Below are 25,818 nucleotides of genomic sequence, written 5' to 3' on the forward strand. Positions count from 1 at the left end.
CATAGATTGGAAGCTTTGCCTATAGTTCAATGATTTTACCAGATTTGAGATAGACAACCCACTCGCAGAGATTGCGGGCATAGTCACCGATACGTTCCAAATACATAAGTACTTGGAAATATTCTTTGGCAGCGAAGGCGGCATCAGGATTCTTACGAACACCTTCTACTGTCATGGCTTGAATATCACGGAAATAGTTATCAATGATTTCATCTGAAGCTGCGATTTCATAAGCGCGTCGTTCGTCACTGTTCAAGTAAACATCTAGAGCATCTTCGACCATGTGGCGGACTGCTTTCCCCATTTTCTTGATTTCAGCTTCAATTTCAGTTAGACGCTCTTCACCTTTAATGCGGATGGTTGCTTTAGCGATAGCAACGGCATGGTCACCCATACGCTCAACGTCGCTAGATGCTTTAAGTGCGGTGATAACTGTACGCAAATCACTTGATACAGGTTGCTGTAGAGCAATAATTTCAAGTGATTTTTTCTCAAGTTTGGTTTCGTAGTTATTAACGATTTCGTCATTTTCAATGACTTCCTTAGCCAAATCACGGTCATGGCTGATAAAGGCACGTACAGCTTTCTTAAGCTGAGCTGCAACCTCTGTACCCATAGCGTAAAATTGGTTGTGGAGTTTTTCTAATTCTTCTTCGAAGGGAGTTCGTAACATCATAATTTTTTTAGTAATCTGTCCTTTCTTAACCGAATTTACCGGTAATATAATCTTCAGTTTCTTTATGTTGTGGATTTAGGAACATGTCTTTCGTTGATGAATACTCGATGAGCTCTCCATCAAGGAAAAAGGCTGTTCGTTGTGAGATACGACTTGCCTGCTGCATAGAACGAGTGACTAGCAACAAGGTGTATTGTTCTTTAAGGTTATAGAGGGTTTCCTCAATCTTACCAGCGGATATAGGGTCGAGGGCCGACGTTGGTTCGTCAAGAAGGATGACCTTTGGAGATGTGGCTAGCACTCGTGCAATACAGACACGTTGTTGTTGCCCTCCTGAAAGTCCGAGTGCTGAGTCATGGAGACGGTCTTTAACCTCTTCCCAGATTGAAGAACCCTTTAGTGATTCTTCTACTGCTTGATCAAGAACAGCCTTATCTTTGATACCATTGATACGAAGGCCATAAACCACGTTTTCATAGATTGACATTGGAAAAGGATTGGGTTGTTGGAAGACCATTCCGATTTCTTTACGGAGTTCAACGGTATCTGTTCGAGGACTGTAGACATTGTGACCGTTGTATGAAACAGCACCAGTAAGTGTCCATTCGGGATTTAAATCTCCCATTCGGTTGATAGAACGGAGCAGGGTTGATTTCCCGGATCCTGAAGGACCGATAAGGGCCGTGATTTCATTTGGATAGAAATCCATTGTCACATTATTGAGGGCTTTTTTCTTATTGAAATACACCGATAAATCATTGATTGAAATGATTGGTTCAGTCATAAGTGCTCCTTTCTATCCAAAACGTCCTGATACATAGTCACTGGTTGACTGTAGGGCAGCATCTTGGAAGATTTTCTTGGTTTCATCATATTCGATAAGATCACCAAGGTAGAAGAATGCTGTATAATCACTAGCACGCGCTGCTTGTTGCATATTGTGCGTCACGATAATAATAGAGTAATCTTCCTTAAGTTCAAACATGGTCTCTTCGAGCTGCATAGTAGCTACAGGGTCCAATGAAGCTGCAGGTTCGTCCATGAGGAGAATCTGCGGTTTAACGGCAATAGCTCTTGCAATACAAAGACGTTGCTGCTGACCACCTGAGAGGGTAAAGGCAGATTTATGAAGGTCATCTTTAACTTGATCCCAAAGTCCAGCTTGCTTAAGTGATGTTTCAACAATCTCGTCCAAGGTTTGCTTATCTCTTACACCTTTACGTTCGTGAGCAAAGGTGATATTTCTGTAAATAGACTTGGCGAATGGATTTGGACGTTGGAAAACCATTCCAATATGTTTACGCATTTCATAAACATTGATATTACTTGCGTTAACATCGACTCCTTGATAAAGGATTTGTCCAGTAACCTTAGCAATATCAATCGTATCATTCATACGGTTTAGACTACGAAGAAAAGTTGATTTACCGCATCCTGAAGGCCCAATAAGAGCTGTGATTTTATTTTTCTCGAATTGCATGTCAATGCCTTTGATGGCTTCTTTTTGACCATAGTAGACATGCAAGTCCTTTGTTTCAAGAGCGAGCTCCTTCTCTGGGAAGGTGATAATATGACGCTCGTCCCAATTATATTTTGTCATAATAACTCCTTTAAGCGGATGTTAATTTCTTATGGAGGTAAGCTCCCAAACGACGTGCACCAAAGTTGAAAATCAGAATGAAAATCAAGAGCACTGCTGCTGAACCAGCAGATACTGCAGTGGCGTCAGGTGTCGTACCTTCTGAGTTGACCTTCCAGATGTGAACAGCAAGTGTCTCTGCTTGGCGGAAAATCGAAATTGGACTAGAGATGCTAAGCGGATTCCAGTCGCTCCAGTTAAGTGCTGGTGCAGATTGACCTGCTGTATAGATAAGCGCTGCTGCTTCTCCGAAAATACGACCAGAAGCAAGAACGATACCTGTAACAATACCAGGTAAGGCTTCTGGAACAACAACGTGACAGATAGTTTCCCATCGAGACAAACCTAGAGCTAGGCCAGCTTCACGTTGGGTATGGTGAACGGTTCTTAAGCTATCTTCAACCGTACGAGTCATTTGTGGCAAGTTAAAGACAGTTAAGGCCAAGGCACCTGATAGGATTGAAAATCCATACTGAAATTGGACAACGAAAATCAAATAACCAAAGAGTCCGACAACCACTGAAGGGAGTGAAGATAGGATTTCAATGCAGGTACGGACAAAGTTGGTAAGTCGTCCTTTTTTAGCATATTCTGATAAGAAGATGCCAGCTCCCATTGAAAGAGGCACAGAAATAATCAAAGTAATAACCAATAGGAAGAATGAGTTGTAGAGTTGAACACCAATTCCTCCACCAGCTTTGTAGGATGATGATCGACTAGTCAGGAAAGACCAGCTGATGTGTGGTATCCCGCGAACCAAGATATAGAGAATCAAGGCTGCCAGGATTGTTACAATAATGCCAGCAATCACATAAAGCGTGCTGATGGCAATTTTATCAATTTTTTTAGCGTTCATAATTTCTCTTTCTCTCACGGGTAATGAATTTCACCAACATATTGAAACCAAGACTCATCAATAAGAGCACCAGGGCGAGAGACCAAAGGACATTGTTTGAAACAGTACCCATGACTGTATTCCCGATTCCCATAGTCAAGACAGATGTCAATGTTGCTGCTGGTGTCGTTAAAGAAGTTGGAATCACGGCGGAATTTCCGACAACCATTTGGATGGCCAGAGCTTCACCAAAGGCACGGGCCATACCAAAGATAACGGCCGTGAAGATACCTGGTTTAGCCGCATTAAGTGTCACACGCCAAATCGTTTGCCAGCGTGTAGCCCCCATTGCTAGACTAGCTTCACGATAGTGACGAGGGACTGCACGAAGCGTATCTGTTGTCATAAAGGTTACGGTTGGTAGAATCATGACGAACAAGACAAAGGTACCTGAAAGAATACCAAAACCTGTTCCACCAAAAATTAAACGAACAAATGGAACCACGACTTGGAGACCAATAAATCCATAAACAACGGATGGAATCCCGACCAAAAGTTCAATAGCGGGTTGTAGGAATTTAGCCCCTTTAGGAGAAATCTCAGTCATAAAGATGGCTGCTCCAATGGCAAATGGGGTTGCAACCAAGGCTGAAAGCAAAGTCACTACGAATGATCCCAAAATCATTGGTAGAGCCCCAAATTTACCTTCAGATGGTGACCAATCACCACTAAAGAGAAACTCGATCAAGCTAACTTTATTGACAAAGAAAGTCGCCAGCCCTTTTTGAGCAACGAAAAGTAAAATCATCGCCACGATGAAAACAATCAAGGCCAGGCAAAGGAAAGTGATTGTTTTACCAAACTTCTCGAGGCGTGAATTTTTAGAGGGTGATGTTAATTGTTTCACCAATTCTTCATTTTTCATGCTTACTCCTCACTCTTCTTTGAGACTTTACCATCAGCATCCTTGGTAACTTTCATGCTATGGATGGAAATGTAACCCATTTTTGCGACGACGTTTTCTTGGACTTCGTCACTCATCATGTAATCTAAGAATTGTTTGGTATAGCTATCCGGTTTTCCCTTGGTATACATATGTTCGTAGGACCAAATCGGCCAATCGTTAGTTGCAACATTTTCAGCTTTGGGTTCAAATCCATTTAACTTCAATGTTTTAACAGAATCATCAAGGTAAGCAAATGATAGGTATGAAATAGCACCTGGTGTCTGAGCAACGATTGACTTAACCATACCGTTAGAATCTTGCTCTTGGGTACGGATTGGTGATTTACCATCCATAATCACTGCATCGAAAGTTGCGCGTGATCCTGAGCTAGCTGCACGGTTAATAATAGTAATCTCTAGGTCTTTACCACCAAGCTGTTTCCAGTTTGTGATTTCCCCAGTGAAAATCTTGCGAAGTTGATCGGTTGTCAAGTTATCTACAGAGACTTCTTTGTTTGTAATCACTGCAATTCCTGCAACGGCAACTTGATAGTCAACAAGCTTACTGGCATCGATTCCAGATTTTTCCTCGGCAAAAAGGTCACTGTTACCAATTTGAACGGCACCAGATTGTACCTGAGAAAGTCCAGTACCAGAACCGCCACCTTGGACGTTAACGATATTCTCAGGGTTCTTTTCAGCGAACCCATCTGCTGCTGCCTCCACTAAGGGTTGAAGGGCCGTAGAACCAACTGCTGTAATGGACTGGCCACGGTCTATCCAAGAGGCACAGCCAGTTAAAACCAGCATGGCCATTGCCAGTGACAGAATCACTGCAAGGACTTTTGTTTTTTTCATTTTTGTCCTCCGACATTTTGTAACATAAGTAAGAATGTGTCTCATAGGTATGCTGTTAAAAGACACCTATCTAATTATAACAAGTATAGGATAACTAAGTCATATTAAAGTTTGGTTACAGGTTCTTAAATGTGAAATCTTAATCCTTTAGGATAGTAGTTTTTAACCGTATTTCCAACAACTTTAGCAAACCCAAAACCATTGCCATCCACTAAAAGCTGATACCAACCGTTAGGATGTGTATGATCTAGAGTAACCACATTACCAGAAACGTATTGGGCAAACTGGTCTTGACTTAGCTCTATACTTGAAACAACTTCATCAGATGTTAAAGCAATTCCAAGAGCAAAACTTGGTTCGAAACGTTTTTTCTTGAAGACACCAAGATGCAAACCGTTACGAGCGATTTTAACTTTAGAAAGGTCTGGGAGCCCTTTTGGAAGCAGGTAGAGATTGTCCCCAAAAACTTGCAGCAAACCATCCAGTCTAGTTTTAAGGTGTTTTTTTGCAAAATCTTCCCAAAGTTGCTTCTGCTCCTTGTTTAGGTTAGATTTTCCCTCTTTGATACGTGTTTGCTCAGGTACGCGCTTATCCTGGAATTTTGCCACAAACTGGCCTTCACCTTTGAAATGGTGTGGATACATTCGAGCTGTTTCTGGAAAATCAATTCCATCACTCATGCCATTCAATTTAGGGATTGCCACCAATTCAAGATCAGGATTATTTTCTAAAATCCAAGCAACAACACCTTCATTTTCCTCAGGAGACCAGGTGCAGGTTGAGTAGATCAATTGTCCACCAGGAGCGAGCATTTTCAAACCGTCTGATAAGATGTCCTTCTGTAATTGTGCCAGTTCATTAGGATACTCCTTATGCCAATATTGGATTGCATCAGGATCCTTACGAAACATTCCTTCTCCAGAACATGGTCCATCAAAGACAATCGTATCAAAATAATTTTTGAAAACTTTGACTAGTTTATCAGCTGACGTGTTTGTCACAATAACATTTCTCGCTCCAAAACGCTCAATGTTTTCAACCAGAATTTTGCTACGCTTTGGATTGATTTCATTGCTGACCAGCAGTCCTGTATTATCTAGGTAACTAAGAAGATGAGTAGACTTTCCGCCTGGAGCAGCTGCCAAGTCTAAAACACGACTTCCCTTGGATGGAGCTGCCACTTGAGCAACCATTTGAGCAGCTGGTTCCTGAGAATAAACCAAACCAGTTGCATGGTCGGCAGATTTTCCAGAAATTTTACCGTAATGGCCCCAAGGTGTTTCAGGGATAGCATCAGGAAAGTCCTTCTGTTGCTTTTTTAAAGGGTTGGTACGGTAGGCGGATACGGCTTCTTGATCAAAAGATGCAAAGAAGTCCTCAGCTTCATCTCTAAGGAGGTTATTATATTTTTCTATAAAGTCTGATGGAAATTGCATAGTTTCCTTTCTATCAAAAAACTGGACTAACCAAGAGAACTTGCTGTTCTGATTTGTCCAGTATGGTTTTATGTTTCAAATTAATTTTCTGAGCCCATAATATGCTTGATTTCTTTAAGTCTGTCTTTAGGGACAAGCATCACAGCTTGACGACTAGAATAATCCAGTGGTTCTCCAGTAATGGTCTCAAGGTGATAACCCAATTTTTCTCCCATAATACTTGCTGCGGCATAGTCCCATGGGTAAATAACTGAAAAGTAAGCTAAAATTTGACCAGATAGGACTTTTGACATGCTTAAACCAGCACCACCGTAGACACGAACGCCCAAGGTCTTATCAATAAGGTCTTTTAAGCCGTGAAAATTTTTAGCATACATAGCTCCATTGCTAGCGACTAGGCAACGGTCTAAAGGTCGGTTTTTATATGCTGGAAGCAACTTGTCATTACAATACACATCAAACTGGCCACCACCATAGAAAAGTTGATCAGCCATGACGTTATAAATGAGGCCAAATTTTCCTTGCCCCTCTTCATAGTAGGCAATCATAACACAAAAATTATCTTGTTGGACAATAAAATTGACCGTTCCATCAATAGGATCCAAGACCCAGACATTTCCATCTTTGATATTATGAACCAAGCCATTTTCTTCAGCGAAAATATTGTCTGAAGGGAAGGAGGATTTAATACGTGCCACGAGTAAATCTTGTGTTTGTTTATCAATATTAGTTACTAAATCATCAAAAGCCGTCTTTTCTTCGACCGTGATAGTTTTACTTAAACTTTCTTTAATAAAAGCACCGGCTTCTTTGATGATTTCTTTGGCGAAAATCAGTTTATTTTCCAAGTGATACAAATCCTTTATCTTTTGCTTTAGCAGCTTTGACAGCTTGATAGGTTGAAAAACCGCTAGCTTCTTCAAAGGCCTTGTCTAGTTGTTTTTCAGGCGCTTTGCCTGGAACAACGGTTTTAAATGCCTTATAGGCTTGCAAGAGTTGGTCACGGTCAACCTTACTCTCGTATGCTTTTTCTACCTGACTCAAAAAATGAAGCACTGTGGTAATTTCCTCAGTGCTCCATGATGAATCGAGTGGGTAGGAATAATTTCCTTTAGTCATTGTTACCCTCAATTTCAGCTCGAATGGTCGCTTGGCGCAATTCTTGCTTTCTATAATCACGAGGCAAAAAGGCACGAATTTCATCTTCGTTGAAACCAATTTGCATGCGTTTGTTGTCCATAATGATAGGTCGACGAAGAAGATTTGGGTATTCAGAAATCAATTGAATGAGTTCCTTGATGGTCAAATCATCCACATCGATATTCAGCTTCTGAAAGACTTTTGAACGGGTTGAAATGATATCTTCAGTACCATTTTCCGTGTAAGACAAAACCTTCATTAACTCATCGTGAGTTAATGGGCTCGTGATAATATTGTGTTCGTCAAAAGCAACTTCATGATTGGTCAACCAGGCTCGTGCTTTCCTACAGCTGGTGCAGCTAGGTGATAAAAATAAAGTTACCATGCAAACACCCCTTTCACTTTAACATTCCTAATCATTATACATTATTTGATTAGTTTTGGCTACGCTTTCTTAAAATTTTTCCGCGATTTTTTTATCAGCCTCCAGTTGAGCACATAGTTCATCGATATTATTGAACTTAATCATATCACGGATATAATCCAGCCAAAAAACTTCAATTGTCTTTCCATAAATATCGCCTTCAAAATCAAAGATATTGGCTTCAAGACGGAGTTCTGTTCCCCCAAAGGTAACGTTTTTTCCTAGGCTAGTCATGGAACGATAACGTTTGCCATCAATTACAACATCGGCGACATAGACACCGTCAGCTGGTAGAAAAGTCCTATCAATAGGTGCTAAATTTGCTGTTGGAAAACCAATGGTACGTCCACGGGCATCACCATGCACCACGATGCCACGTGTAGAGAATTCATGGCCAAGGAGTTTATTGGCTTCTTTAACCTTGCCTTCTCGTATTAATTGACGCACACGTGTTGACGAAATCTTTTCACCATCGCTTTGTTGCTCCTCAATGACATGAACATTACCAGAAAAATTACGGGCTAGGTAGTCCGCATCTGTTCGATGATGTCCAAATTTGTAATCAAAGCCCACAACAACCTCTTGGGCTTTTAGACGTTTAATATAACGAGCAATGAAATCGTCTGAACTTGTTCGAGCAAAATCACTATTGAAATCTGTTAAATAAAGCTGATCTGTTCCATAGGCTTCAAAAAGATCACAACGTCTCTTGGGTGCTGTGATATGAAGGAGGAGATCATCCGTATACCTTTGAAAAGTCAATTGAGGACTCTCATTAAAGGTAAGGACAGCTACTTCAAGCTGTTTTTCATCAGCAATCTGGCGCGCCTTATCAAAAAGGACCTTATGACCACGGTGAAGAGCATCGAAATACCCTAAGACAAGAACCGTTTCCTTTTCCTGATGGATATCTTTATAATCATTAATAGAAGTTACTTTCATTGACTTAATACTTTTCTAGGTTTATAAACTTGATTTCGCTTTTCCATGATGGCTAGAACCTTGTCTCCTAAAAAGGCCGCAACTAAGGGTTCTTGGCTATCGATAGTAATAAAGCGACCAAATGAAATTTCTTTAGCATCATCCTCAGTGACTTGAACAGCTGGTAGGTCCTGAACACCAAATTCGATGGGAAGGAGGAAGGAAGTATCCCCCGCTTCTACCATTTCTGAAATTTGTGAGAGTGTTAGTGCCTTATCTAAGGTTAGACCAGCTGAGGCTGTTCGACGAAGAGCAGACATATGACTCGCGTATCCGAGTTTAGCACCCAAATCGACAGATAAAGTACGGACATAAGTCCCCTTGCTACAAGCAACACGGAAGGTGAATTTTGCGGTATTGTTTTCCAATTCAATGGGAGAGGTACGGACAAATTCGGAAATTGTCACTTGACGTTGTGGACGCTCTACTTCTTCTCCAGCGCGTGCGTACTCATAAAGTTTCTTTCCGTTGACCTTAACCGCTGAATACATAGGAGGAATTTGTGTGATTTCTCCATCAAAACTAGCCATTGCCAGATCGACGGTTTCTTCATCTAACTCTGTAACCGGAGTTGTTTGAACGACATCTCCACTAGCATCCTCGGTAGTTGTTGAAAATCCAATGGTAATTTCTCCCTCGTAGACCTTTCCTGCTTCAGTCATGTACTCAATAACACGAGTCGCTTTTCCAACCGCTATAGGTAAAACACCAGTAACATCTGGATCAAGGGTACCTCCATGTCCGATTTTTTTCTCTTGTAATATTTTACGTAGTTTAAATACAGCATCATGACTGGTCATTCCAGCCTCTTTTTTGAGATTAATAATTCCTGAAATCATACTTTTAATTATATCAAAAGCAATCCTAAAGAGCTAGGTAGAAACATAAAGAGGCAGAGAGCAAAGTCTCAAACCTCTTAAGTATTATAGTCATAAGCAATCGCAGGTCTGCTAGCTTATTAATCGATATCTCTATTAAGGTCGCTTTCCAATTCAAAGAAAGGCTGAATATCCTGCACATATTCTAGGACACCCTGAAAGTCTCCCTTGTCATCTCTAACAGCTGCATAGGTAACATAAACGAATTTCCCTAAACGTTCAGATTTGAACCACATTGGAACTTGGTCACGCTCCCCACTCTTCAGTAATTCAAAGATTTTCTTGACCTTATCAAGCACTTTTGGCGGATGACAAAGTTCAACGTTTCGTCCAATTTGGCTAGGTGTTCGTTTAAAAACCATTTCATTGGCGGGAACATTATCATTATAGTACTGGAAAATATCGTCTTTATTGACGAAAGTGATTTCCAAAGGAAGATGGTTGAGAATGAGATTGGCCTGCTCCACAGAAAGATAACCATTGCCAAAAGGCTGAGTCGTTTCTCTATCTACGACAGTTTCAGTTTTTGGTTTTGGAGTGAAGCTGATGGTGAACTGCCCTTCGGGAGTGTCAATAATTCGGGTATTGTCCAGATGTTCGTCACTACTTAGTTCAGATTGTTCTTGCGATGTATCAGCATTTACCTCCTCAAAACGTTCACGCTTAGGTTTCCAGACAGCTGTAGGTTTTATTATTGCATAGCCATAGGCATCGCTTTCTTCGGCAATCGAAAGCCAATCGTCTTGCGTGAAGGTTTCAAGCAGAATCATAAGTAAGATAGCCTCTTCTTTGAAAATCATGGCTTCAAACTCTTCTGAGAATGCTTCGAAAGACTTTGAAAATTCTTCTAAATCAGCATCTGGAAGTTCTTTTAGTTTAGCTTCTGCCGCTCTAAAAAGTTTTCGGATGTCATCGTCTACTCCCCACATCACTTTTGGAGGGGAGTCATGGCCGTAACGCTCCATTATTGGAAAGAAAAGCTTTTCTTTACGCGTATAATGATTATGGAATTGACCAAGTAGAGTCATCTGATGCTTAAGTCCATTGAACAGGTCAGATTTAAAATCTTCATTTTCAGGCTTACTAATATTTTCTAAGATACGTCGGATACGGAGAATAGCTGAACGTAGGGCTAAATTCTCTTGTTTAAACACATAAACAGGGTGGCCCTCTTGATCAGCGTCTGCCACTTCCACATCTGCAATAGCACCTTTAAAGAGGTTTGCGTGGACATTACAGAGGCTCATTACGTCTTCAAAGGTAACCCCATCTTCTGATGACATCAATTCATGCTCCATCATAGAGATTTCGAGGGCAGATACTCCCTTGAAGTGTTGATTGAAGCGCTCTTGAACACTCTCAGGACTGGCTCCATGGTGCAAATCTAGTAGAATTTCTTTGAGTATTTGAATACGATTATCTTCCATATCAGTCACCAATTACGTCATAACCATTGCACAGTAAGGTTTGCTTAATTTTTTCTAAGGGAATATTTGCTAACTTAGATCCAGCCTTTAGACTTGTTACCTTACCGACAGTATTTAGCATAGCTGGGTTAGACAAGGGCTTGAAACCGAGATCAATCAGTAATTCCTTAACCTCTGGATGCTCTTTAATGATTGTTGCAACAGGTTGTGATAAATCTATAGTGTTGGTAGTCATAATGACCTCCTATTAACATATTTACTACTTCCATTATACACGAGAATAATGAAAAAAAACCAACAAATCTTAGTTTGCTGGCTTTTGATTAATTTCCAAATAGAGCTTCTGTGACATTATGCTGGATATTTTCCCACTCCTGCTCTGCCCTCACCATCTTACGGTGGTAATCAGCACGCCCACGCAAGTAGGCAGCAATTTGATAATCTTGCTTCACAATTGGTATCTCAGGAATTTTGATATCCAAGAGGTCAGCTGTCGACAAATTTAGGACAGCCTTTCCTTTATCAGCATAGTCTAAATAGGCACGACCAATCTCTGTCTCAAGGAAAAACTTGATGTAGAAACCACGGAGTTTTTCCTTAGGTCGTAATACTGTGATATTTGATGAGGCGACAACTTCTCGCTTGCCCTGATCTTCGAAAACAGCAACTTTTTGTACAGTTCCCTTAGAAGCAATAAGAACATCCCCATCTTCTAAGAGAAATCGTAATAATTTCCGGCGTTCTTCAGAAAACGTCTTTAGGTCATCGTAGGCAATGCCGTTGGGTGTCATATCCGATAGATTAATGACAGAAAATTCGCCAGGTTCTGCCTTAGCAGGGACAGCTTTCCCTTTAAATTGATCGACAACATCGCCTAAACGAACAAGTTTGTCTGTATTAGCTTCGTAATCGATAATCAGTTGAGGTCTTTCTTTTTCAGACATTGAATCTCCTTTTTTATATTTTACTATCCATATTGAGTATTGCTATACAATAATAGCAAGAAGCTAATACTTTTGCAAGTAAAAACTGTAAGAAAGGCAAAAATAAAAAAGAGACCTGAGCCTCATTTTATAAGCTTTTAACCGCTGCTACTGCTGCTTCATAGTTTGGATCAGTATTGATATTGTCCAAATATTCGACATAAGTAATCTTATTGTCAGCATCTGCCACTAAAACTGCACGTGCTAACAAGTGCCATTCTTCAATGAGGACACCATAATCTTTACCGAAACTATTATCATAGTAGTCAGAAAGCATGATGGCATTTTCAAGTCCTTCAGCACCACACCAACGAGCTTGTGCAAATGGTAGGTCCACTGAAATAGTAATAACTACTGTATCGTCTAATTCTGACAATTCCTTATTAAAGGTACGTGTTTGAGTTGAACAGATACCAGTATCGATTGATGGAACGATAGAGATAACTTTTTTCTTTCCATCGAATTCTGAAAGTGATTTTTTCGTCAAATCTGTCGCGGTCAAGTTAAAGTCACGCAAGGTATCTCCAACTTGAAGTTGTTTGTCTTCTGCTACCGTAACTGGTTTTCCAATAAATTTTGGCATGTTAGTCCTCCAATACTTTTTTAACTATTGTACTGTAAATATAGCAATAAGCCTAAGCATTTGTTTAGAACTTTTCAAACAGTAGTCTAATTTTTTCAGCAATAACTGCATTAATTGCAGGAATAACCTCATCCGCAAAGTTTTTTAGGTAGGGATAATCACCAATTTGCACTCCATATATAGCATTTTTGAAAAGAGAAATATCATTTTGATCATTTCCAAAAGCTACAAAGTCTTTACCAAAGTGGTTTAAAACAGTACTAGCCTTGGTTACACCTTTAGGATTAATGTAAAGACACCTTTCGATATCATGATAACTAAGGTCTAAACATTCCAGTTTGTTTAGATTAAAGATAAAGTCTTCACGTATATCTTCATGCTCTACAAGTGGAATAACAACTTTGATAGGCTCATTAAGTTCATGAACAGGCAAAATCCTTGCTTTGTTTAATGGATCAACATTTGAAAGAAAAGGGATTTGCTCAGGATTTTGAATAGCATAATTAAAGGTATCATCAATAAAATAAGGGAGATTATAAGTATCACAGTAGCTAACAATCGTTCTTAGAGCAGGAGAAGGTATTGTGTATTGCGATACTAAGTGTTCATCTTGAAAGATTTCACCACCGTTTAAGCCAACTACTGTCAGCTTTCTCAATTCTCCTTCTAAAATACTAAGACAGTCTCTGTAAGAGCGTGCTGTTGCAAAAATAATGTCATGCCCGTATTTTGGTGCAGTTAAAAGAACCTTTTGTAGGTCTTTTGACATGGTCATACCATCAAAACATAGGGTTCCATCCAAATCAAAAACAAATTTCATAGGGATAGTATAACAAAAAACCAGCTAAAGAGCTGGCTAAATTATTTTGTATTGAAATACTTAGATTTTATCAAGAGCTAGTTTTAAATCTTCAATCAAATCATCTGCGTTTTCCAAACCAACTGAGATACGAATTTGATTTGGAGTGACACCACAAGCTAGTAAATCAGCTTCTGCCAATTGTTGGTGAGTCGTTGTTGCAGGGTGCACCACCAAAGATTTTGCATCAGCAACGTTAGCTAAATCTGAGAAGATTTCAAGACTATCAATTACGGTACGTGCTTCGTCTTGTCCACCTTTAACATGGAAAGTGAAAATAGAACCTGGACCTTTAGGGAAGTATTTTTGTGCCAAATCATAGTAAGGACTTGATGGTAATCCAGGATAGTTAACTTTTTCAACTTTTGGATGATTTTCCAAAAAGTCTACGATTTTTTTCGTATTTTCGACGTGGCGTTCGACACGAAGTGAAAGTGTTTCAAGTCCTTGCAAGAGCAAGAAAGCATTGAAAGGTGCCAAGGCAGCCCCTGTGTCACGCAAAAGTTGTGTACGAAGGGCAGTTACAAATGCTGCTGGGCCAACATCACGCGTATAGCTGATATTGTGGTAAGATGGGTCCTCGTCAACCAACTGTGGGAATTTGCCTGAAGCTTCCCAATCAAATTTACCAGAATCGACGATAAGACCTCCAATAGTTGTTCCATGTCCACCGATAAACTTAGTTGCAGAATGAACCACGATATCTACACCATGGGAGATAACATTGATGAGATATGGAGTTCCAAAAGTATTGTCAGCAACCAATGGAATCTTATGATTGTGAGCAATCTCAGCAATTTTTTCAAAATCAGGAATATTGATAAGCGGATTTCCCAAAGACTCAATCAAGACAAGCTTGGTATTATCTTTGATAGCAGCTTCAATTTCTTCAGGATTGTCAACATCTACAAAAGTTGTTGTGATACCATAGCGTGGAAGAGTTTCTTTTAAGAGATTGAATGTCCCACCATAGAGGGTTGTCGCAGCAACAACGTGATCGCCAGCATGTGCCAAACCAAGGATAGCATAAGTGATTGCAGCCATACCTGATGCCGTAGCCAAGGCCCCAACACCACCTTCGAGGGCTGCAATACGTTCTTCAAGTACTGCTACTGTTGGATTGGTAATACGTGTGTAAATATTACCAGGCTTTCTAAGGGCAAAGAGATCTTCACCTTCTTGAGCGTCGTCAAAAACATATGAAGTGGTTTGGTAAATTGGAACAGCACGTGATTTTGTTTCCTTGTCAGGTGTTTGTCCAGCGTGTAATTGTAAGGTTTCAAATGAAAATTCTCGTGACATATGGGTGTCCTCCAAAACAAAAGTTGCCTTCATTCTACACCCAGAAAAGCTAGCTGTCTAATAGAAATTTTTTATCAATGTGATAGGGAGGGCTTATAAAAAGGACCTTTTGGTCCCTTTCTATTTCTTCACAATAGGTGCTACGCTTGCCAAGACTTTTTTAAGTCCAACTTCTGGGAATTTTATCTTAAGTTCCTGTGTCTTGCCACTTCCAGTTACTTCTAGGACGGTACCATCTCCCCACTTCTTATGGTGAGCGATATCTCCGATTTCCCAATCAGTAGCTGAGCTGCCAGAGTCTGAAGTCTTACCAAAAGGTAGTTCCCCAGTGGCTTTTGAAAATGGCTGAACACCAGTATGTCTTTGCGGCTGTGCATTTGCTTTTCTGTTCTGAAGCGCTTGTTGTAAACTCATGCCCTGACCAAATTGTGTCGGCTCTTCTTTTGTAAAACGAACACCAAATGATGAATTGGCTGGACGTGCTAAACCTTGATATTGTAATAAATCATCTGAAATTTCACGTAAGAAACGGCTAGGACGATTATAGCTAGTCTTACCAAAAAGCGTACGCGTATTAGCGTTGGTAAGGAAGAGAATCTCTTCCGCCCGAGTGATACCTACGTAAGCCAAACGACGCTCTTCTTCGAGTTCATCTGGCTCTTCTGAGGCACGTGACAAAGGGAAGACTCCCTCTTCCATACCAATTAGGAAGACAACTGGGAATTCAAGCCCTTTGGCAGCATGGAGAGTCATCAAGGTTACCTCTGCTGCTTCCATATCACCATCGTCCGTATCAGCAATTAAAGCTAAATCGTTTAAGAAACGGCCTAAACGATCAATACCTGTCTCGTCTTCCGTACCATCGGTGTTGGTTTCGTCAAAATTCTTAGTAACAGACATGAATTCTTCGATATTTTCAATGCGCGCTTGACTTTCAAGTGTTTGTTGCATCGAAAGAGCATCCAGATAACCAGACTTATCCAAAACAGCCTCTACAGCTTCAGTGATGCTTAGCCCATCTAGCTGGTCGCGTAGGTTCAGAATCATGTTAGCAAAATTGTAAACGCCCTGAGCTACTTTCCCCTTAATAGGAGACAAGATAATATTAGCTGAAGCATCTAGGAGGCTCATGTTTTGCTCATAGGCAAAGTTACGAATCTTTTCTAGTGTCCCAGGCCCAACTCCACGTTTAGGTTCATTAACGACACGTTCAAAGCTAATATTATCAGCAGGATTGGCAATCAAGTTCAAGTAAGAAATGACATCACGAATTTCTTTACGGCTATAGAACTTTGTTCCTCCAACCATGGTATATGGAATATTAGACTTGAGTAAAGCTTCTTCAATGGTACGAGACTGAGCATTGGTACGGTAAAGTACAGCGAAATCCTTGAAGTTCTTACCTTCTTCACGAATAATGTTATCAATAGTTGAAGCAACAAAAACAGCTTCATCACGCTCGTCATTAGCACGGTAATAAACAATTTGTTCACCGTCATCATTTTGAGTCCAAAGTTTCTTAGGACGGCGGTTACGGTTGTTCTTGATAACTTCGTTGGCTGCTTGGAGTATTTTCTTGGTTGAACGGTAGTTTTCCTCCAAGAGGACAACCCTAGCTTCAGGATAGTCCTTCTCAAAATCAAGGATGTTCTGCATGTCAGCCCCACGCCAACCGTAGATTGATTGGTCAGCATCACCCACGACACAGATATTCTTGAAGCGAGATGCTAAGAGTTTTACCAACTGATACTGAGCATGGTTGGTATCTTGATATTCATCCACGTGAATATACTGATAACGCTGCTGATAATAAGCGAGCACATCGGGATTTTTGTCAAAGAGACGCAGAGTCATCATAATCAAATCGTCGAAATCCATGGCTTCACTACGACGGAGCTCTTCCTGATAGGCTTTGTAACATTTAGCAACGATTTGAGTATACATGTCACCAGCTTGGTGCTCATAAGCCACTTCATCCAAGAGGTCATTTTTTGCGTTGGAAATCGTCCCTAAGATGGCACGTTCATTCCACTTCTTAGGATCAAGATTAAGATTCTTGAGAATACGTTTCATCAAAGTACGTTGTTCACCAGGATCCACGATAGTAAAGTTTCGATTGTAGCCAATATGGTCCGCTTCACGACGAAGGATTCGCACGCACATACTATGGAAGGTCGCAATCAAGGTTTCTGAAGTTGCTGGGTTTAAAGCCATAGCACGCTCACGCATCTCACGAGCTGCCTTATTGGTAAAGGTAATGGCCAAAATATTCCAAGGATTGATCATTTTTTCGTCGATAAGGTAGGCAATTCGGTGGGTAAGTACACGTGTCTTCCCTGATCCTGCACCTGCCATAATCAACAAAGGACCTTCAGTCGTTTGGACGGCTTCGGCCTGTTTGTCATTCATACCAGTTAATAATGGGTTCATCATATTCTCCATTCTCAAAAATAAGCTCTACTATTTTATCATTTTTTGGATGAAAATGCAGACTCTATTCATAATGAGTGTGAAATAACTTTAGCAAATAATCGTTTGTTTTTATTGGGAGGTTGTTTGCTTAAAATGATTGTTATTCCAAGCTTTTCTAGGTTTTGGTGAAAGGGATTCTTAAGTATAATATTCGGTTTTTTATAGTTTTGACGAAAATTAGTGTTGACACTGTTCGGTTTTTTCGATAAGATAGAACCACAATAAAATAAAAACCGAGTGATGTCATCAGGAAGACTGGTGATTGACGGACTTCTGGAGAGATCTTGAAGCAGCCTTAGCTGTAAACAAGACACCGAAGGGGCAAGGGGTAACAACCGAAACTCTCAGGTAAAAGGACAGAAAGCATCGCAAGTTTTTAACTTGTAATAATAGCTTTGTATTCTCAGAGGTCTGGTTAAGCCAAACCTCTTTTTTGACGTCTCGGTTAAAGGAGATTGTTACATTTATGTTAGACTTTTTTACTACCATTGATGATTTTGTCTGGGGTCCACCCCTTTTGGTCCTTCTTGTAGGAACTGGGATTTACCTTACGCTTCGTCTTGGACTTTTGCAAGTTCTTCGTCTTCCTAAAGCTTTTAAACTTATCTTTGCTGAAGATAAAGGTGAAGGTGATATTTCTAGTTTTGCAGCCCTTGCGACAGCTCTTGCTGCAACTGTTGGTACAGGTAACATTGTTGGGGTAGCTACAGCCATCAAAACTGGTGGACCTGGTGCCCTTTTCTGGATGTGGATTGCCGCTTTCTTTGGTATGGCAACCAAATATTCCGAAGGTCTTTTGGCTATTAAATTCCGTACACTTGACGACCAAGGTAATGTTTCTGGTGGTCCAATGTATTACATCACACATGGTTTCTCTGGAAAATGGCAAACAATTGCTAAACCTTTGGCCTACTTCTTTGCCTTTGCAGGTGTGCTTGTTGCATGGTTGGGGATTGGTACTTTCTCTCAAGTTAACTCAATCACCGCCTCACTTCAAAACAGCTTTGACTGGTCACCAAAAATCGTAAGTATCTTACTTGCTCTTATAACTGCTGCCATCATTTTTGGTGGTATCCAATCTATCTCTAAAGTTTCTGAAAAGGTCGTACCATTTATGGCTGGACTTTATATCCTAGCAGCTCTTGTGGTTATCTTTACAAACTTTAATCAACTTTTACCAGTTCTTGAAATGGTCTTCCAATCTGCCTTTACTGGTAAAGCAGCCGTAGGTGGTTTTGCTGGTGCAACAGTCATGGTCGCTATGCGACTTGGTATTGCGCGTGGTGTCTTCTCAAATGAGTCAGGCCTTGGATCAGCTCCTATCGCTGCCGCTGCCGCTAAGACCGAAGAACCTGTTGAACAAGGTTTGATTTCGATGTCAGGTACCTTCATTGATACGATTATCATCTGTACGCTTACAGGTCTTGCTATCCTTGTAACTGGTCAATGGTCAGGTAGCCTGGAAGGTGCCCCAATGACACAGGCAGCCTTCTCATCTGTTTTCGGAACTTTTGGTGAGATTGCCTTAACACTTTCTTTAGTTCTTTTTGCCTTTACAACAATCTTGGGTTGGTCTTACTATGGTGAACGTTGTTTCGAATTCATTTTTAAATCAACTAAATTCCTTCCACTCTACCGCCTCATTTTTGTGGTTATGGTTGCTCTTGGTGGTTACCTCACACTTGATGTTGTTTGGAAAATTGCGGATATCGTAAACGGCTTGATGGCATTGCCTAACTTGATTGCCCTCCTAGTGCTTTCACCAATCATCATTAAAGAAACCAAATCATACTTTGAACGCCACAAATAAAAAAAGAGCTTAGGCTCTTTTTTCTTGGCTTTATTAGCACCAATCCTTGCGACTACTGCTCTTTTGCGTTACAATGAAATTAAATCATTTTAAAACTTATACAGAAAAAATCCAAAGGAATAACTATGTCAATTACCAAAGAATTTGATACGATTACTGCCATTTCAACGCCCTTAGGTGAGGGTGCTATCGGTATCGTTCGCTTATCTGGAACCGATGCTATTGCTATTGCTAATAAAGTTTTCAAAGGAAGAGAGCTAGAAACGGTTGCTTCACATACTATCAATTACGGCCATATTGTCGAAAATGAGGAAACCATTGATGAAGTCATGGTAAGTGTTATGCGTGCGCCAAAGACCTTTACGCGTGAGGATGTCGTGGAGATTAACACTCACGGTGGGGTTGCTGTGACTAATGAAATCCTCCAACTCCTTATTCGTTCTGGAGCTCGTATGGCTGAGCCTGGAGAATTCACCAAACGTGCCTTTTTGAATGGTCGTGTGGACTTGACTCAGGCCGAAGCTGTTATGGATTTGATTCGTGCTAAAACTGATAAGGCTATGGCCGTTGCCGTCTCTCAACTTGATGGGTCGCTCAAGGATTTCATTAACAACACTCGCCAAGAAATCCTTAACACCTTGGCTCAAGTCGAAGTTAATATTGATTACCCAGAATATGATGATGTTGAAGAAGTCACCACAGCTCTTGTCCGTGAAAAAACGCAAGAGTTCCAAGCACTTTTAGAAAATCTTCTGGCCACTGCTAAACGAGGGAAAATCCTACGAGAAGGCCTTTCAACGGCAATCATTGGTCGTCCAAATGTCGGAAAATCTAGTCTTCTTAACAATCTCCTACGCGAGGAGAAAGCTATCGTAACAGATATTGAAGGTACTACCCGTGATGTCATTGAAGAATACGTTAATATCAAGGGTGTTCCACTTAAGTTAATCGATACCGCTGGTATTCGGGACACAGATGATGTGGTTGAAAAGATTGGTGTTGAGCGTTCCAAGAAAGCTCTCGAAGAGGCTGACCTGGTTCTCCTTGTGCTTAATAGCTCCGAACCGTTAACAGAGCAAGACCGTACATTACTAGAAATCAGTCAAAATAGCAATCGCATCATTCTTCTAAATAAGACAGACCTACCACAAGCAATCCAAATGGAAGAGCTTCCCGAAGATGTCATTCCAATTTCAGTCCTAAAGAATGAAAATATTGACAAAATCGAAGATCGCATCAATCAGCTCTTCTTTGATAATGCTGGCCTAGTGGAGAAAGATGCTACTTATCTCTCAAATTCCCGTCACATTTCACTCATTGAAAAAGCTCTCGAAAGTCTTGAAGCAGTCAATCAAGGTCTTGAATTAGGCATGCCTGTTGACCTCTTACAGGTTGATATGACACGCACCTGGGAAGTTTTAGGAGAAATTACTGGTGACGCCGCCCCAGATGAACTCATTACACAACTCTTTAGTCAGTTCTGTCTAGGCAAATAAACATAACTAAATTTATGTAAAAAGGATGCTTAGTCATCTTTTTATTTTACATACATAACTCCAGAAATAAAATTATGTAAATAAAAAACTACCAATACTATAAGACGATTAACTCATGCTTTTTAAGATAGAAAATGCTATCATGGTATTATCCTATGGTTTTGAAAGGTTAATCATGAGTCAAGCAGCTACTGATACTGATTTTAAACATTTGATAGATTTTGATGATAACCTGCTTCCGTTTCGACTGGCGGAAACTAAGGTCGAAAATGGACGCCCTGATATTCTATTTCATTGGCATCCTGAACTTGAAATACAGTACGTTTATGAGGGGACAGCTCGCTATCATATTGATTATGACTATTTTGACAGTCAGGCTGGAGATATTTTTTTGATATGTCCTAATGAGCTTCATTCGATTCATCCCATAGATAATCAGTCTCATCATACTGATACCCTTCATTTTCATTTGGATATGTTGGGGCAGTCTCTGGTGGATCTGCTTAGTCTCCGTTATCTTCAGCCCTTACAGAATTCCAATTTTAAGTTTAAACAATGTCTAAGACCGTCAGACGAGGGTTATACAGAAATTAAAGCTCTTCTTTTTGAGATTTTTAAGATGATTCGTCAGAAAGATCGTCACTATGAACTTCTTCTCAAGTCAAAGTTGGAAGAATTAATCTACCTCCTCTACTTCTATCGTTTGGTAAAGCGAAAAACTTCTGATGATCATTATCGAAAAAATGATAAAATTCGTGAAATCATTGATTACATCAATCAACATTATGCTGAAAATCTCACGATTGAAAAGTTGTCAGAGCTCATGGGATATAGTAAGACACACTTTATGACGATTTTTAAACAACATACTGGCACCTCTTGTACTGAATTTATCATTCAAGCAAGACTACATGCTGCTTGTGAGGAGCTCCGTAATAGCGTAAAACCAGTTTTGGAAATTGCTACTGATGTTGGTTTTAACAATTTATCAAATTTCAACCGTCAATTTAAACACTATTACGACCAAACACCAAGTCAGTATCGAAAAACACATAGCAACAACAAGAAAACAAAAAAGAGTTAGCCAAATGGTTAACTCTTTTTTTATCTGCAAACTTCTTAGTATTTCTCTTTACCTTTGTGTTTTCCACTAAGTCCAAAGAGAGTTAGCAACATTCCAAGTCCAAGGAGTCCAGCGTGTGAGGCCTTATCACCTGTTGTAGGAAGAACTTCAGTTTGAGCAGAAGCTTCTGCCACTTTTTCTGTTTCTTTAAGTGCTTCGTTTCTTGTTGAAACGAAGAATACTTTACCATTAGGTGTCGTTACTACTTTAGATACAACTGGTTTAGTTGTTTTAAGGTCTTCAGCAACGCTAGATGGCGTAACAGGACTCAATGGATTAAGTGTAGGGTCTTCTGCATTTTCTTTTTTGTTCAAGGCAGCAAAATCAGCACTTGAAATAGAAATGGTACGTGAGTTTGGATTGATAACTGCATACTTAGATAGGTCTGCATGTGTCAAGTAATCCGCAAAGACGGTATCCATTGAAGGACCTTCTTCACGAGGACCACCAAGCATTGTGTAGCCATCACCACCAGCAGCTAAGAAGTCATTCGTTACAAGGTAGTAAGTTTTATTAGTGTTGAGTGGTTTATAGGTACCAGTTTCTGGATCAAAAATGTCAATTGATAAGATACGTTTTTCTGCTGGAAGTGTTGTGTCATAATAAACACGAGCTCCTGATACTTGAAGGAAACCGCCAGATGGTTCAAGAAGAGGTTGACCATTTTCATCTAGAACAGTTTTACCACTTTCGTCAACTTGGAGAATAGAACCAAGAGATTTGACAAACATATCATGGATATTTTGACCTGTCACTTGAATTTGAGCAACTGAGTTACCAAATGGAAGAACGGCAATGATATCACCTTTAGTGATTGGTTTGTCTTTTGCAATTGTTTCACGAAGACCACCACCGTTTGTTACGGCAAGGTTAGACTTGTGTGTGAAGGCTGATTGTCCGTAATCTAAGAGAGAATCAGCGACAACATTACCAAGGTTAGTTTCGCGAACACGAACGTCCATACGGTCACCGCTAAGTTTAACTGGACTATTTTCGATAACGACTTTCGAAGAATCTGCCTTGTACTTAGCTTGGATATCATCAATCATAGTTTTAACTGTTGGGTTAACTTGATAATTCTTCTTAGCTTCGTCGTGTGAAATCACGCCATGTGACAAGATACGGTCAGAATTATAAACGACGCGGCCGACATTGTTAAGGTAGCTACCAGTTTGGTTGTAAGTGACATTATCGCCGTATGTTGCTGTGTGAAGAGTGTGTGAGTGACCATCAAGGACAAGAACACGTTTTCCTTTCAAAGGTGCATAGTTTGAAAGAGCTTCTGCCAATGTTGATCCACGCCATTCAACTGGAGTTGTTGTATCTATACCCAAGTGACTAAGGACAATATAAGTCTTGTATTCCTTACCTTCAGCACGAGCATTTGATTCCACTTGGTCAACAACAGCTTTAACCTCAGTAATAGGATCGGTGAAAGAGACACCAGTGATATTACGTGGGTGTGTCTTAGTAGCTGTCTCAGGTGTAGTAACACCAATAACAACTACTTCATCTCCATCAACACCAGGTGTTTTGTCAACGATTGTAGATGGTTGGAAAAGACGTACGCCGTTCACATAAACGTTAGATGTGATGATTGGGAAATTGATTTGTTTGCTCAAACGACGCAATTGGTCAAGACCAAAATCGAACTCATGGTTACCCACTGTCATGGCATCAAAACCAACAGCATTCATGACGCTTGCCATGTCCTCACCCTTAGAGCTGTTTGAGATTGGAAGACCTTGGAATGAGTCCCCAGAGTCAAAGACAAGGGTTGTTCCTTTTGAACGAGAATCATTGACGATACCAGACAAAAGGGCATCACCAATAACTCCGTTACGATCATCTTCAACCATACGTCCATGAACATCGTTGGTGTGAAGAACAGTTACAGTGTCGTTGCTGGCACTTGTGCTAGCATTTGTCACGACTTCTGTTGTAGGAGTTGTGGTTGCAGTTGCTGTTTCACTGGTTGTGGCAACTGGTGTCTCGCTTGTTTCAGCTGTAGAAGCAGTAACAACTGATGTTGAACTAGCTACTGGAGCTGCAGACTCGCTTGATCCAGTTGTTGCTGCAGTAGATGTCGCATTGGTAGTTGCCTCTGTAGCTACCACTTCAGTGCTTGGTGCTGTTACAGCTGCATGAGTTTCTATCTCGTCAGCTTGGACAGCATTAGCCAAGATGGCAGTTGAGACGAGTAGGGTTGATAGTGTCGTTGCAACGACTGTTTTCTTCTTCATTCCAAAAGACCTTTCTGATTTTAAATCGCTTTTATTATACCACATTTATAAGATTAGAATTAAATAAATTTCAATATTTTATTAGATATTCAAACAATTTTTTCAAAAATCAATAGCTGGCTAAACGTTTTTCAAGATAGCCTTCAAGCAGTTCTAAAGTAAAGCTCAAAGTCCAGTAAATAAGGGCGATTAGGATATACATAGACATGTAGTCATACTCACGCCCACCGATAATCTTAGCATTTTGGAAAATGTCAGGCACTGTAATCATAGCCGCCAATGAGGAACTCTTAACCATATCAATAATAACATTACCAAGAGGGGCTACTGCTATACGCATAGCCTGAGGTAAGATAATCCGACGGATAATAGACTTCTGAGGAAGACCAAGAGAGCGAGCTGCTTCCCACTGCCCCTTATCTACGGCAACTATGGATGAACGGAAAATCTCTGCCATATAAGCGGCACTAACACAGGAGAAGCCAATAAAGGCACAAAGAAGGGCAGGTAGCTGAACACCAACATAAGGCAAACCAAAGTAAAGAATGAAGAGCACGACCAACATAGGAACCCCACGCATGATGGAAATATAAATGCGGGCTGGATACTTTAACCAAGGCTTTTGAGACATTCGCATAAAGGCAAGGATGATTGCAAAAACATTCCCAACCATAAAGCTTAAAAGCGAGATTCCTAAGGTATAAGGCAGACCTGATAGGACATAAGGAATGCTTTTTAGAATCAGTGAAAAATCAATAATCATAAGTCTAACTTTCTAAACATTTCTTTAGCAAATAAGCGATCCAATTGGATCGCTTATATTATTCAACATCAGAGATATCAATCTCAGTATAGTCAACTTTTGTTTTCTTTGTAACGTCTTGACCAGCAAAGAATTTCTCTGAAATCTTGGTAAGGGTACCATCTTTCTTCATGTCTTTGATGGCTTTGTTGACCTTTTCTTGAAGGGTTTTATTCTTCAATGAGAAGGTAAAGCTTGTTGAGTAAGGGTTACTGTAGATACCGTCGTTGATCTTAACTGGGTACTTGTCTTTGATAGCGGCTACTGCCATCTTTTGCAAATAGTAATCGTTGACGATAACGTCTGTACGCCCATTTACCAAGTCTTGCATGTAAACGTCATTGGTAACATTATCATATACGACGAGTTCAGCACCCATTTTTTTGGCAATCTTCATGTACTTTGTACTTGCAGCACCGGCTGCCTTTTTGCCTTTGAGATCTTTCCATGAAGAGATTCCAGAATTATCCGATTCACGAACGACCATTGAAGTGAAGGAATACTTGTATGGTTCAGAACGTAAGAAATTTTTAACATTCTTGTTGTCGTCTTCGAGTGAGTAGTTAGCAATATCGACTTGCCCACTATTTACAGCAGTAAGCATGCCATCTACACCCATCTCAGTGAATTCAATTTTCAACTTAAGACGTTTTCCAACTTCTTTGAGAATCTCAACGTCATAACCAGTCAAATTATTCTTATCATCGTGGTAGGTTTGTGGGTAAAGTGTTCCAGCAGTCGCAACCTTGATGCTACCACGTTTCTCAATCTTTTCCCAGTTCTTCTCACCTGTACTTTGTGACGAGCAGGCAACCAAAAAGACCGCAGCCAAAATTAAGCTAAAAACGGCGAAAAATCTCTTTTTCATCTATATATGTCTCCTTAAAACAAATAATAAAGTTAAGT

The 25,818-nt window shown here is 40.3% G+C and carries 25 protein-coding genes and 1 riboswitch; of the genes, 3 read left to right on the plus strand and 22 right to left on the minus strand.

The genetic code is table 11. From position 1 onward, the window contains the following. Positions 1-19: 19 nt before the first annotated feature. The 19 genes from phoU to pcrA all read right to left on the minus strand — a co-directional run bounded on the left by phoU (position 20) and on the right by pcrA (position 17,396). A complete protein-coding gene (phoU, locus tag HMPREF1517_RS05185; RefSeq protein ID WP_004182526.1) occupies positions 20-673 on the minus strand; it encodes a phosphate signaling complex protein PhoU in 654 nt (217 codons plus the stop codon). A 28-nt stretch (positions 674-701) separates the two neighbouring features. After that, on the minus strand, positions 702-1,460 hold the full coding sequence (pstB, locus tag HMPREF1517_RS05190; protein WP_037599826.1) for a phosphate ABC transporter ATP-binding protein PstB: 759 nt from the start codon (positions 1,458-1,460) through the stop codon (positions 702-704). A gap of 12 nt (positions 1,461-1,472) precedes the next feature. Next, on the minus strand, positions 1,473-2,276 hold the full coding sequence (gene pstB / locus HMPREF1517_RS05195) for a phosphate ABC transporter ATP-binding protein PstB (protein ID WP_002890957.1): 804 nt from the start codon (positions 2,274-2,276) through the stop codon (positions 1,473-1,475). A gap of 10 nt (positions 2,277-2,286) precedes the next feature. After that, positions 2,287-3,171 (minus strand): phosphate ABC transporter permease PstA, encoded by an 885-nt coding sequence (pstA, locus tag HMPREF1517_RS05200; RefSeq protein WP_013990602.1) that lies wholly within the window; start codon positions 3,169-3,171, stop codon positions 2,287-2,289. Further along, the gene (pstC, locus tag HMPREF1517_RS05205) at positions 3,161-4,075 is read right to left on the minus strand and encodes a phosphate ABC transporter permease subunit PstC (protein ID WP_002885101.1); all 915 of its coding nucleotides are present in this window, start codon (positions 4,073-4,075) and stop codon (positions 3,161-3,163) included. Before pstC ends, pstA begins: the two co-directional genes overlap by 11 nt. A 2-nt stretch (positions 4,076-4,077) precedes the next feature. Next, the gene (locus HMPREF1517_RS05210; protein WP_037599829.1) at positions 4,078-4,953 is read right to left on the minus strand and encodes a phosphate ABC transporter substrate-binding protein PstS family protein; all 876 of its coding nucleotides are present in this window, start codon (positions 4,951-4,953) and stop codon (positions 4,078-4,080) included. A 125-nt stretch (positions 4,954-5,078) separates the two neighbouring features. Then, a complete protein-coding gene (locus HMPREF1517_RS05215) occupies positions 5,079-6,389 on the minus strand; it encodes an RsmF rRNA methyltransferase first C-terminal domain-containing protein (protein ID WP_002885069.1) in 1,311 nt (436 codons plus the stop codon). A gap of 80 nt (positions 6,390-6,469) precedes the next feature. After that, positions 6,470-7,237 carry an inositol monophosphatase family protein gene (locus HMPREF1517_RS05220; protein WP_002884962.1) on the minus strand — a complete coding sequence of 256 codons (768 nt, stop codon included), beginning with the start codon at positions 7,235-7,237 and terminating at the stop codon, positions 6,470-6,472. Beyond that, positions 7,227-7,508 carry a UPF0223 family protein gene (locus tag HMPREF1517_RS05225; RefSeq protein ID WP_037599834.1) on the minus strand — a complete coding sequence of 94 codons (282 nt, stop codon included), beginning with the start codon at positions 7,506-7,508 and terminating at the stop codon, positions 7,227-7,229. Before HMPREF1517_RS05225 ends, HMPREF1517_RS05220 begins: the two co-directional genes overlap by 11 nt. Next, positions 7,501-7,914 (minus strand): Spx/MgsR family RNA polymerase-binding regulatory protein, encoded by a 414-nt coding sequence (locus HMPREF1517_RS05230; protein ID WP_002884908.1) that lies wholly within the window; start codon positions 7,912-7,914, stop codon positions 7,501-7,503. The genes HMPREF1517_RS05225 and HMPREF1517_RS05230 overlap by 8 nt, the downstream gene beginning before the upstream one ends. A 69-nt stretch (positions 7,915-7,983) precedes the next feature. Beyond that, on the minus strand, positions 7,984-8,895 hold the full coding sequence (locus HMPREF1517_RS05235; protein ID WP_002885105.1) for a bifunctional riboflavin kinase/FAD synthetase: 912 nt from the start codon (positions 8,893-8,895) through the stop codon (positions 7,984-7,986). Next, the gene (gene truB, locus HMPREF1517_RS05240) at positions 8,892-9,773 is read right to left on the minus strand and encodes a tRNA pseudouridine(55) synthase TruB (protein ID WP_037599836.1); all 882 of its coding nucleotides are present in this window, start codon (positions 9,771-9,773) and stop codon (positions 8,892-8,894) included. The genes HMPREF1517_RS05235 and truB overlap by 4 nt, the downstream gene beginning before the upstream one ends. A gap of 119 nt (positions 9,774-9,892) precedes the next feature. Beyond that, positions 9,893-11,239: a DUF438 domain-containing protein gene (locus tag HMPREF1517_RS05245; RefSeq protein WP_037599838.1), complete on the minus strand. Its 1,347-nt coding sequence runs from the start codon at positions 11,237-11,239 to the stop codon at positions 9,893-9,895. Between the two features lies 1 nt (position 11,240). Beyond that, positions 11,241-11,474 (minus strand): DUF1858 domain-containing protein, encoded by a 234-nt coding sequence (locus tag HMPREF1517_RS05250; RefSeq protein ID WP_037599840.1) that lies wholly within the window; start codon positions 11,472-11,474, stop codon positions 11,241-11,243. Positions 11,475-11,562: 88 nt separating this feature from the next. Next, entirely contained in the window at positions 11,563-12,183 is a 621-nt protein-coding gene (locus HMPREF1517_RS05255) for a restriction endonuclease subunit S (RefSeq protein ID WP_037599843.1), read from the minus strand. Between the two features lie 127 nt (positions 12,184-12,310). Then, positions 12,311-12,805, minus strand: coding sequence for a thiol peroxidase (tpx, locus tag HMPREF1517_RS05260; RefSeq protein WP_037599845.1), 495 nt, complete (start codon positions 12,803-12,805; stop codon positions 12,311-12,313). A gap of 64 nt (positions 12,806-12,869) precedes the next feature. After that, on the minus strand, positions 12,870-13,625 hold the full coding sequence (locus tag HMPREF1517_RS05265; protein WP_037599847.1) for an HAD hydrolase family protein: 756 nt from the start codon (positions 13,623-13,625) through the stop codon (positions 12,870-12,872). A gap of 60 nt (positions 13,626-13,685) precedes the next feature. Further along, on the minus strand, positions 13,686-14,966 hold the full coding sequence (locus HMPREF1517_RS05270) for an O-acetylhomoserine aminocarboxypropyltransferase/cysteine synthase family protein (protein ID WP_037599849.1): 1,281 nt from the start codon (positions 14,964-14,966) through the stop codon (positions 13,686-13,688). Positions 14,967-15,086: 120 nt separating this feature from the next. Continuing rightward, positions 15,087-17,396: a DNA helicase PcrA gene (gene pcrA / locus HMPREF1517_RS05275; protein ID WP_037599851.1), complete on the minus strand. Its 2,310-nt coding sequence runs from the start codon at positions 17,394-17,396 to the stop codon at positions 15,087-15,089. 305 nt (positions 17,397-17,701) lie between these two features. Further along, a riboswitch (glycine riboswitch) is annotated at positions 17,702-17,808 on the plus strand. A 96-nt stretch (positions 17,809-17,904) separates the two neighbouring features. On the opposite strand from pcrA, the gene HMPREF1517_RS05280 reads away from it, so the two are divergent. The 3 genes from HMPREF1517_RS05280 (at position 17,905) to HMPREF1517_RS05290 (ending at position 21,828) form a co-directional block, all read left to right on the plus strand. Then, positions 17,905-19,248 carry an alanine/glycine:cation symporter family protein gene (locus HMPREF1517_RS05280; RefSeq protein WP_037599853.1) on the plus strand — a complete coding sequence of 448 codons (1,344 nt, stop codon included), beginning with the start codon at positions 17,905-17,907 and terminating at the stop codon, positions 19,246-19,248. A gap of 125 nt (positions 19,249-19,373) precedes the next feature. Next, positions 19,374-20,744, plus strand: coding sequence for a tRNA uridine-5-carboxymethylaminomethyl(34) synthesis GTPase MnmE (gene mnmE / locus HMPREF1517_RS05285; RefSeq protein ID WP_037599855.1), 1,371 nt, complete (start codon positions 19,374-19,376; stop codon positions 20,742-20,744). A gap of 142 nt (positions 20,745-20,886) precedes the next feature. Further along, positions 20,887-21,828, plus strand: coding sequence for an AraC family transcriptional regulator (locus HMPREF1517_RS05290; RefSeq protein WP_081370884.1), 942 nt, complete (start codon positions 20,887-20,889; stop codon positions 21,826-21,828). A 35-nt stretch (positions 21,829-21,863) separates the two neighbouring features. Here the strand turns inward: HMPREF1517_RS05290 and nt5e are convergent, their stop codons facing one another. The 3 genes from nt5e to HMPREF1517_RS05305 form a co-directional block, all read right to left on the minus strand. Continuing rightward, the gene (nt5e, locus tag HMPREF1517_RS05295) at positions 21,864-24,110 is read right to left on the minus strand and encodes a cell surface ecto-5'-nucleotidase Nt5e (RefSeq protein ID WP_037599857.1); all 2,247 of its coding nucleotides are present in this window, start codon (positions 24,108-24,110) and stop codon (positions 21,864-21,866) included. A 109-nt stretch (positions 24,111-24,219) separates the two neighbouring features. Next, entirely contained in the window at positions 24,220-24,873 is a 654-nt protein-coding gene (locus HMPREF1517_RS05300) for an amino acid ABC transporter permease (protein WP_037599859.1), read from the minus strand. Between the two features lie 58 nt (positions 24,874-24,931). Continuing rightward, entirely contained in the window at positions 24,932-25,780 is an 849-nt protein-coding gene (locus tag HMPREF1517_RS05305) for a transporter substrate-binding domain-containing protein (protein ID WP_037599861.1), read from the minus strand. Between the last annotated feature and the right edge of the window lie 38 nt (positions 25,781-25,818).

Origin of the sequence: Streptococcus sp. ACS2, from assembly GCF_000525585.1 — a bacterium.
Taxonomy (GTDB): domain Bacteria; phylum Bacillota; class Bacilli; order Lactobacillales; family Streptococcaceae; genus Streptococcus.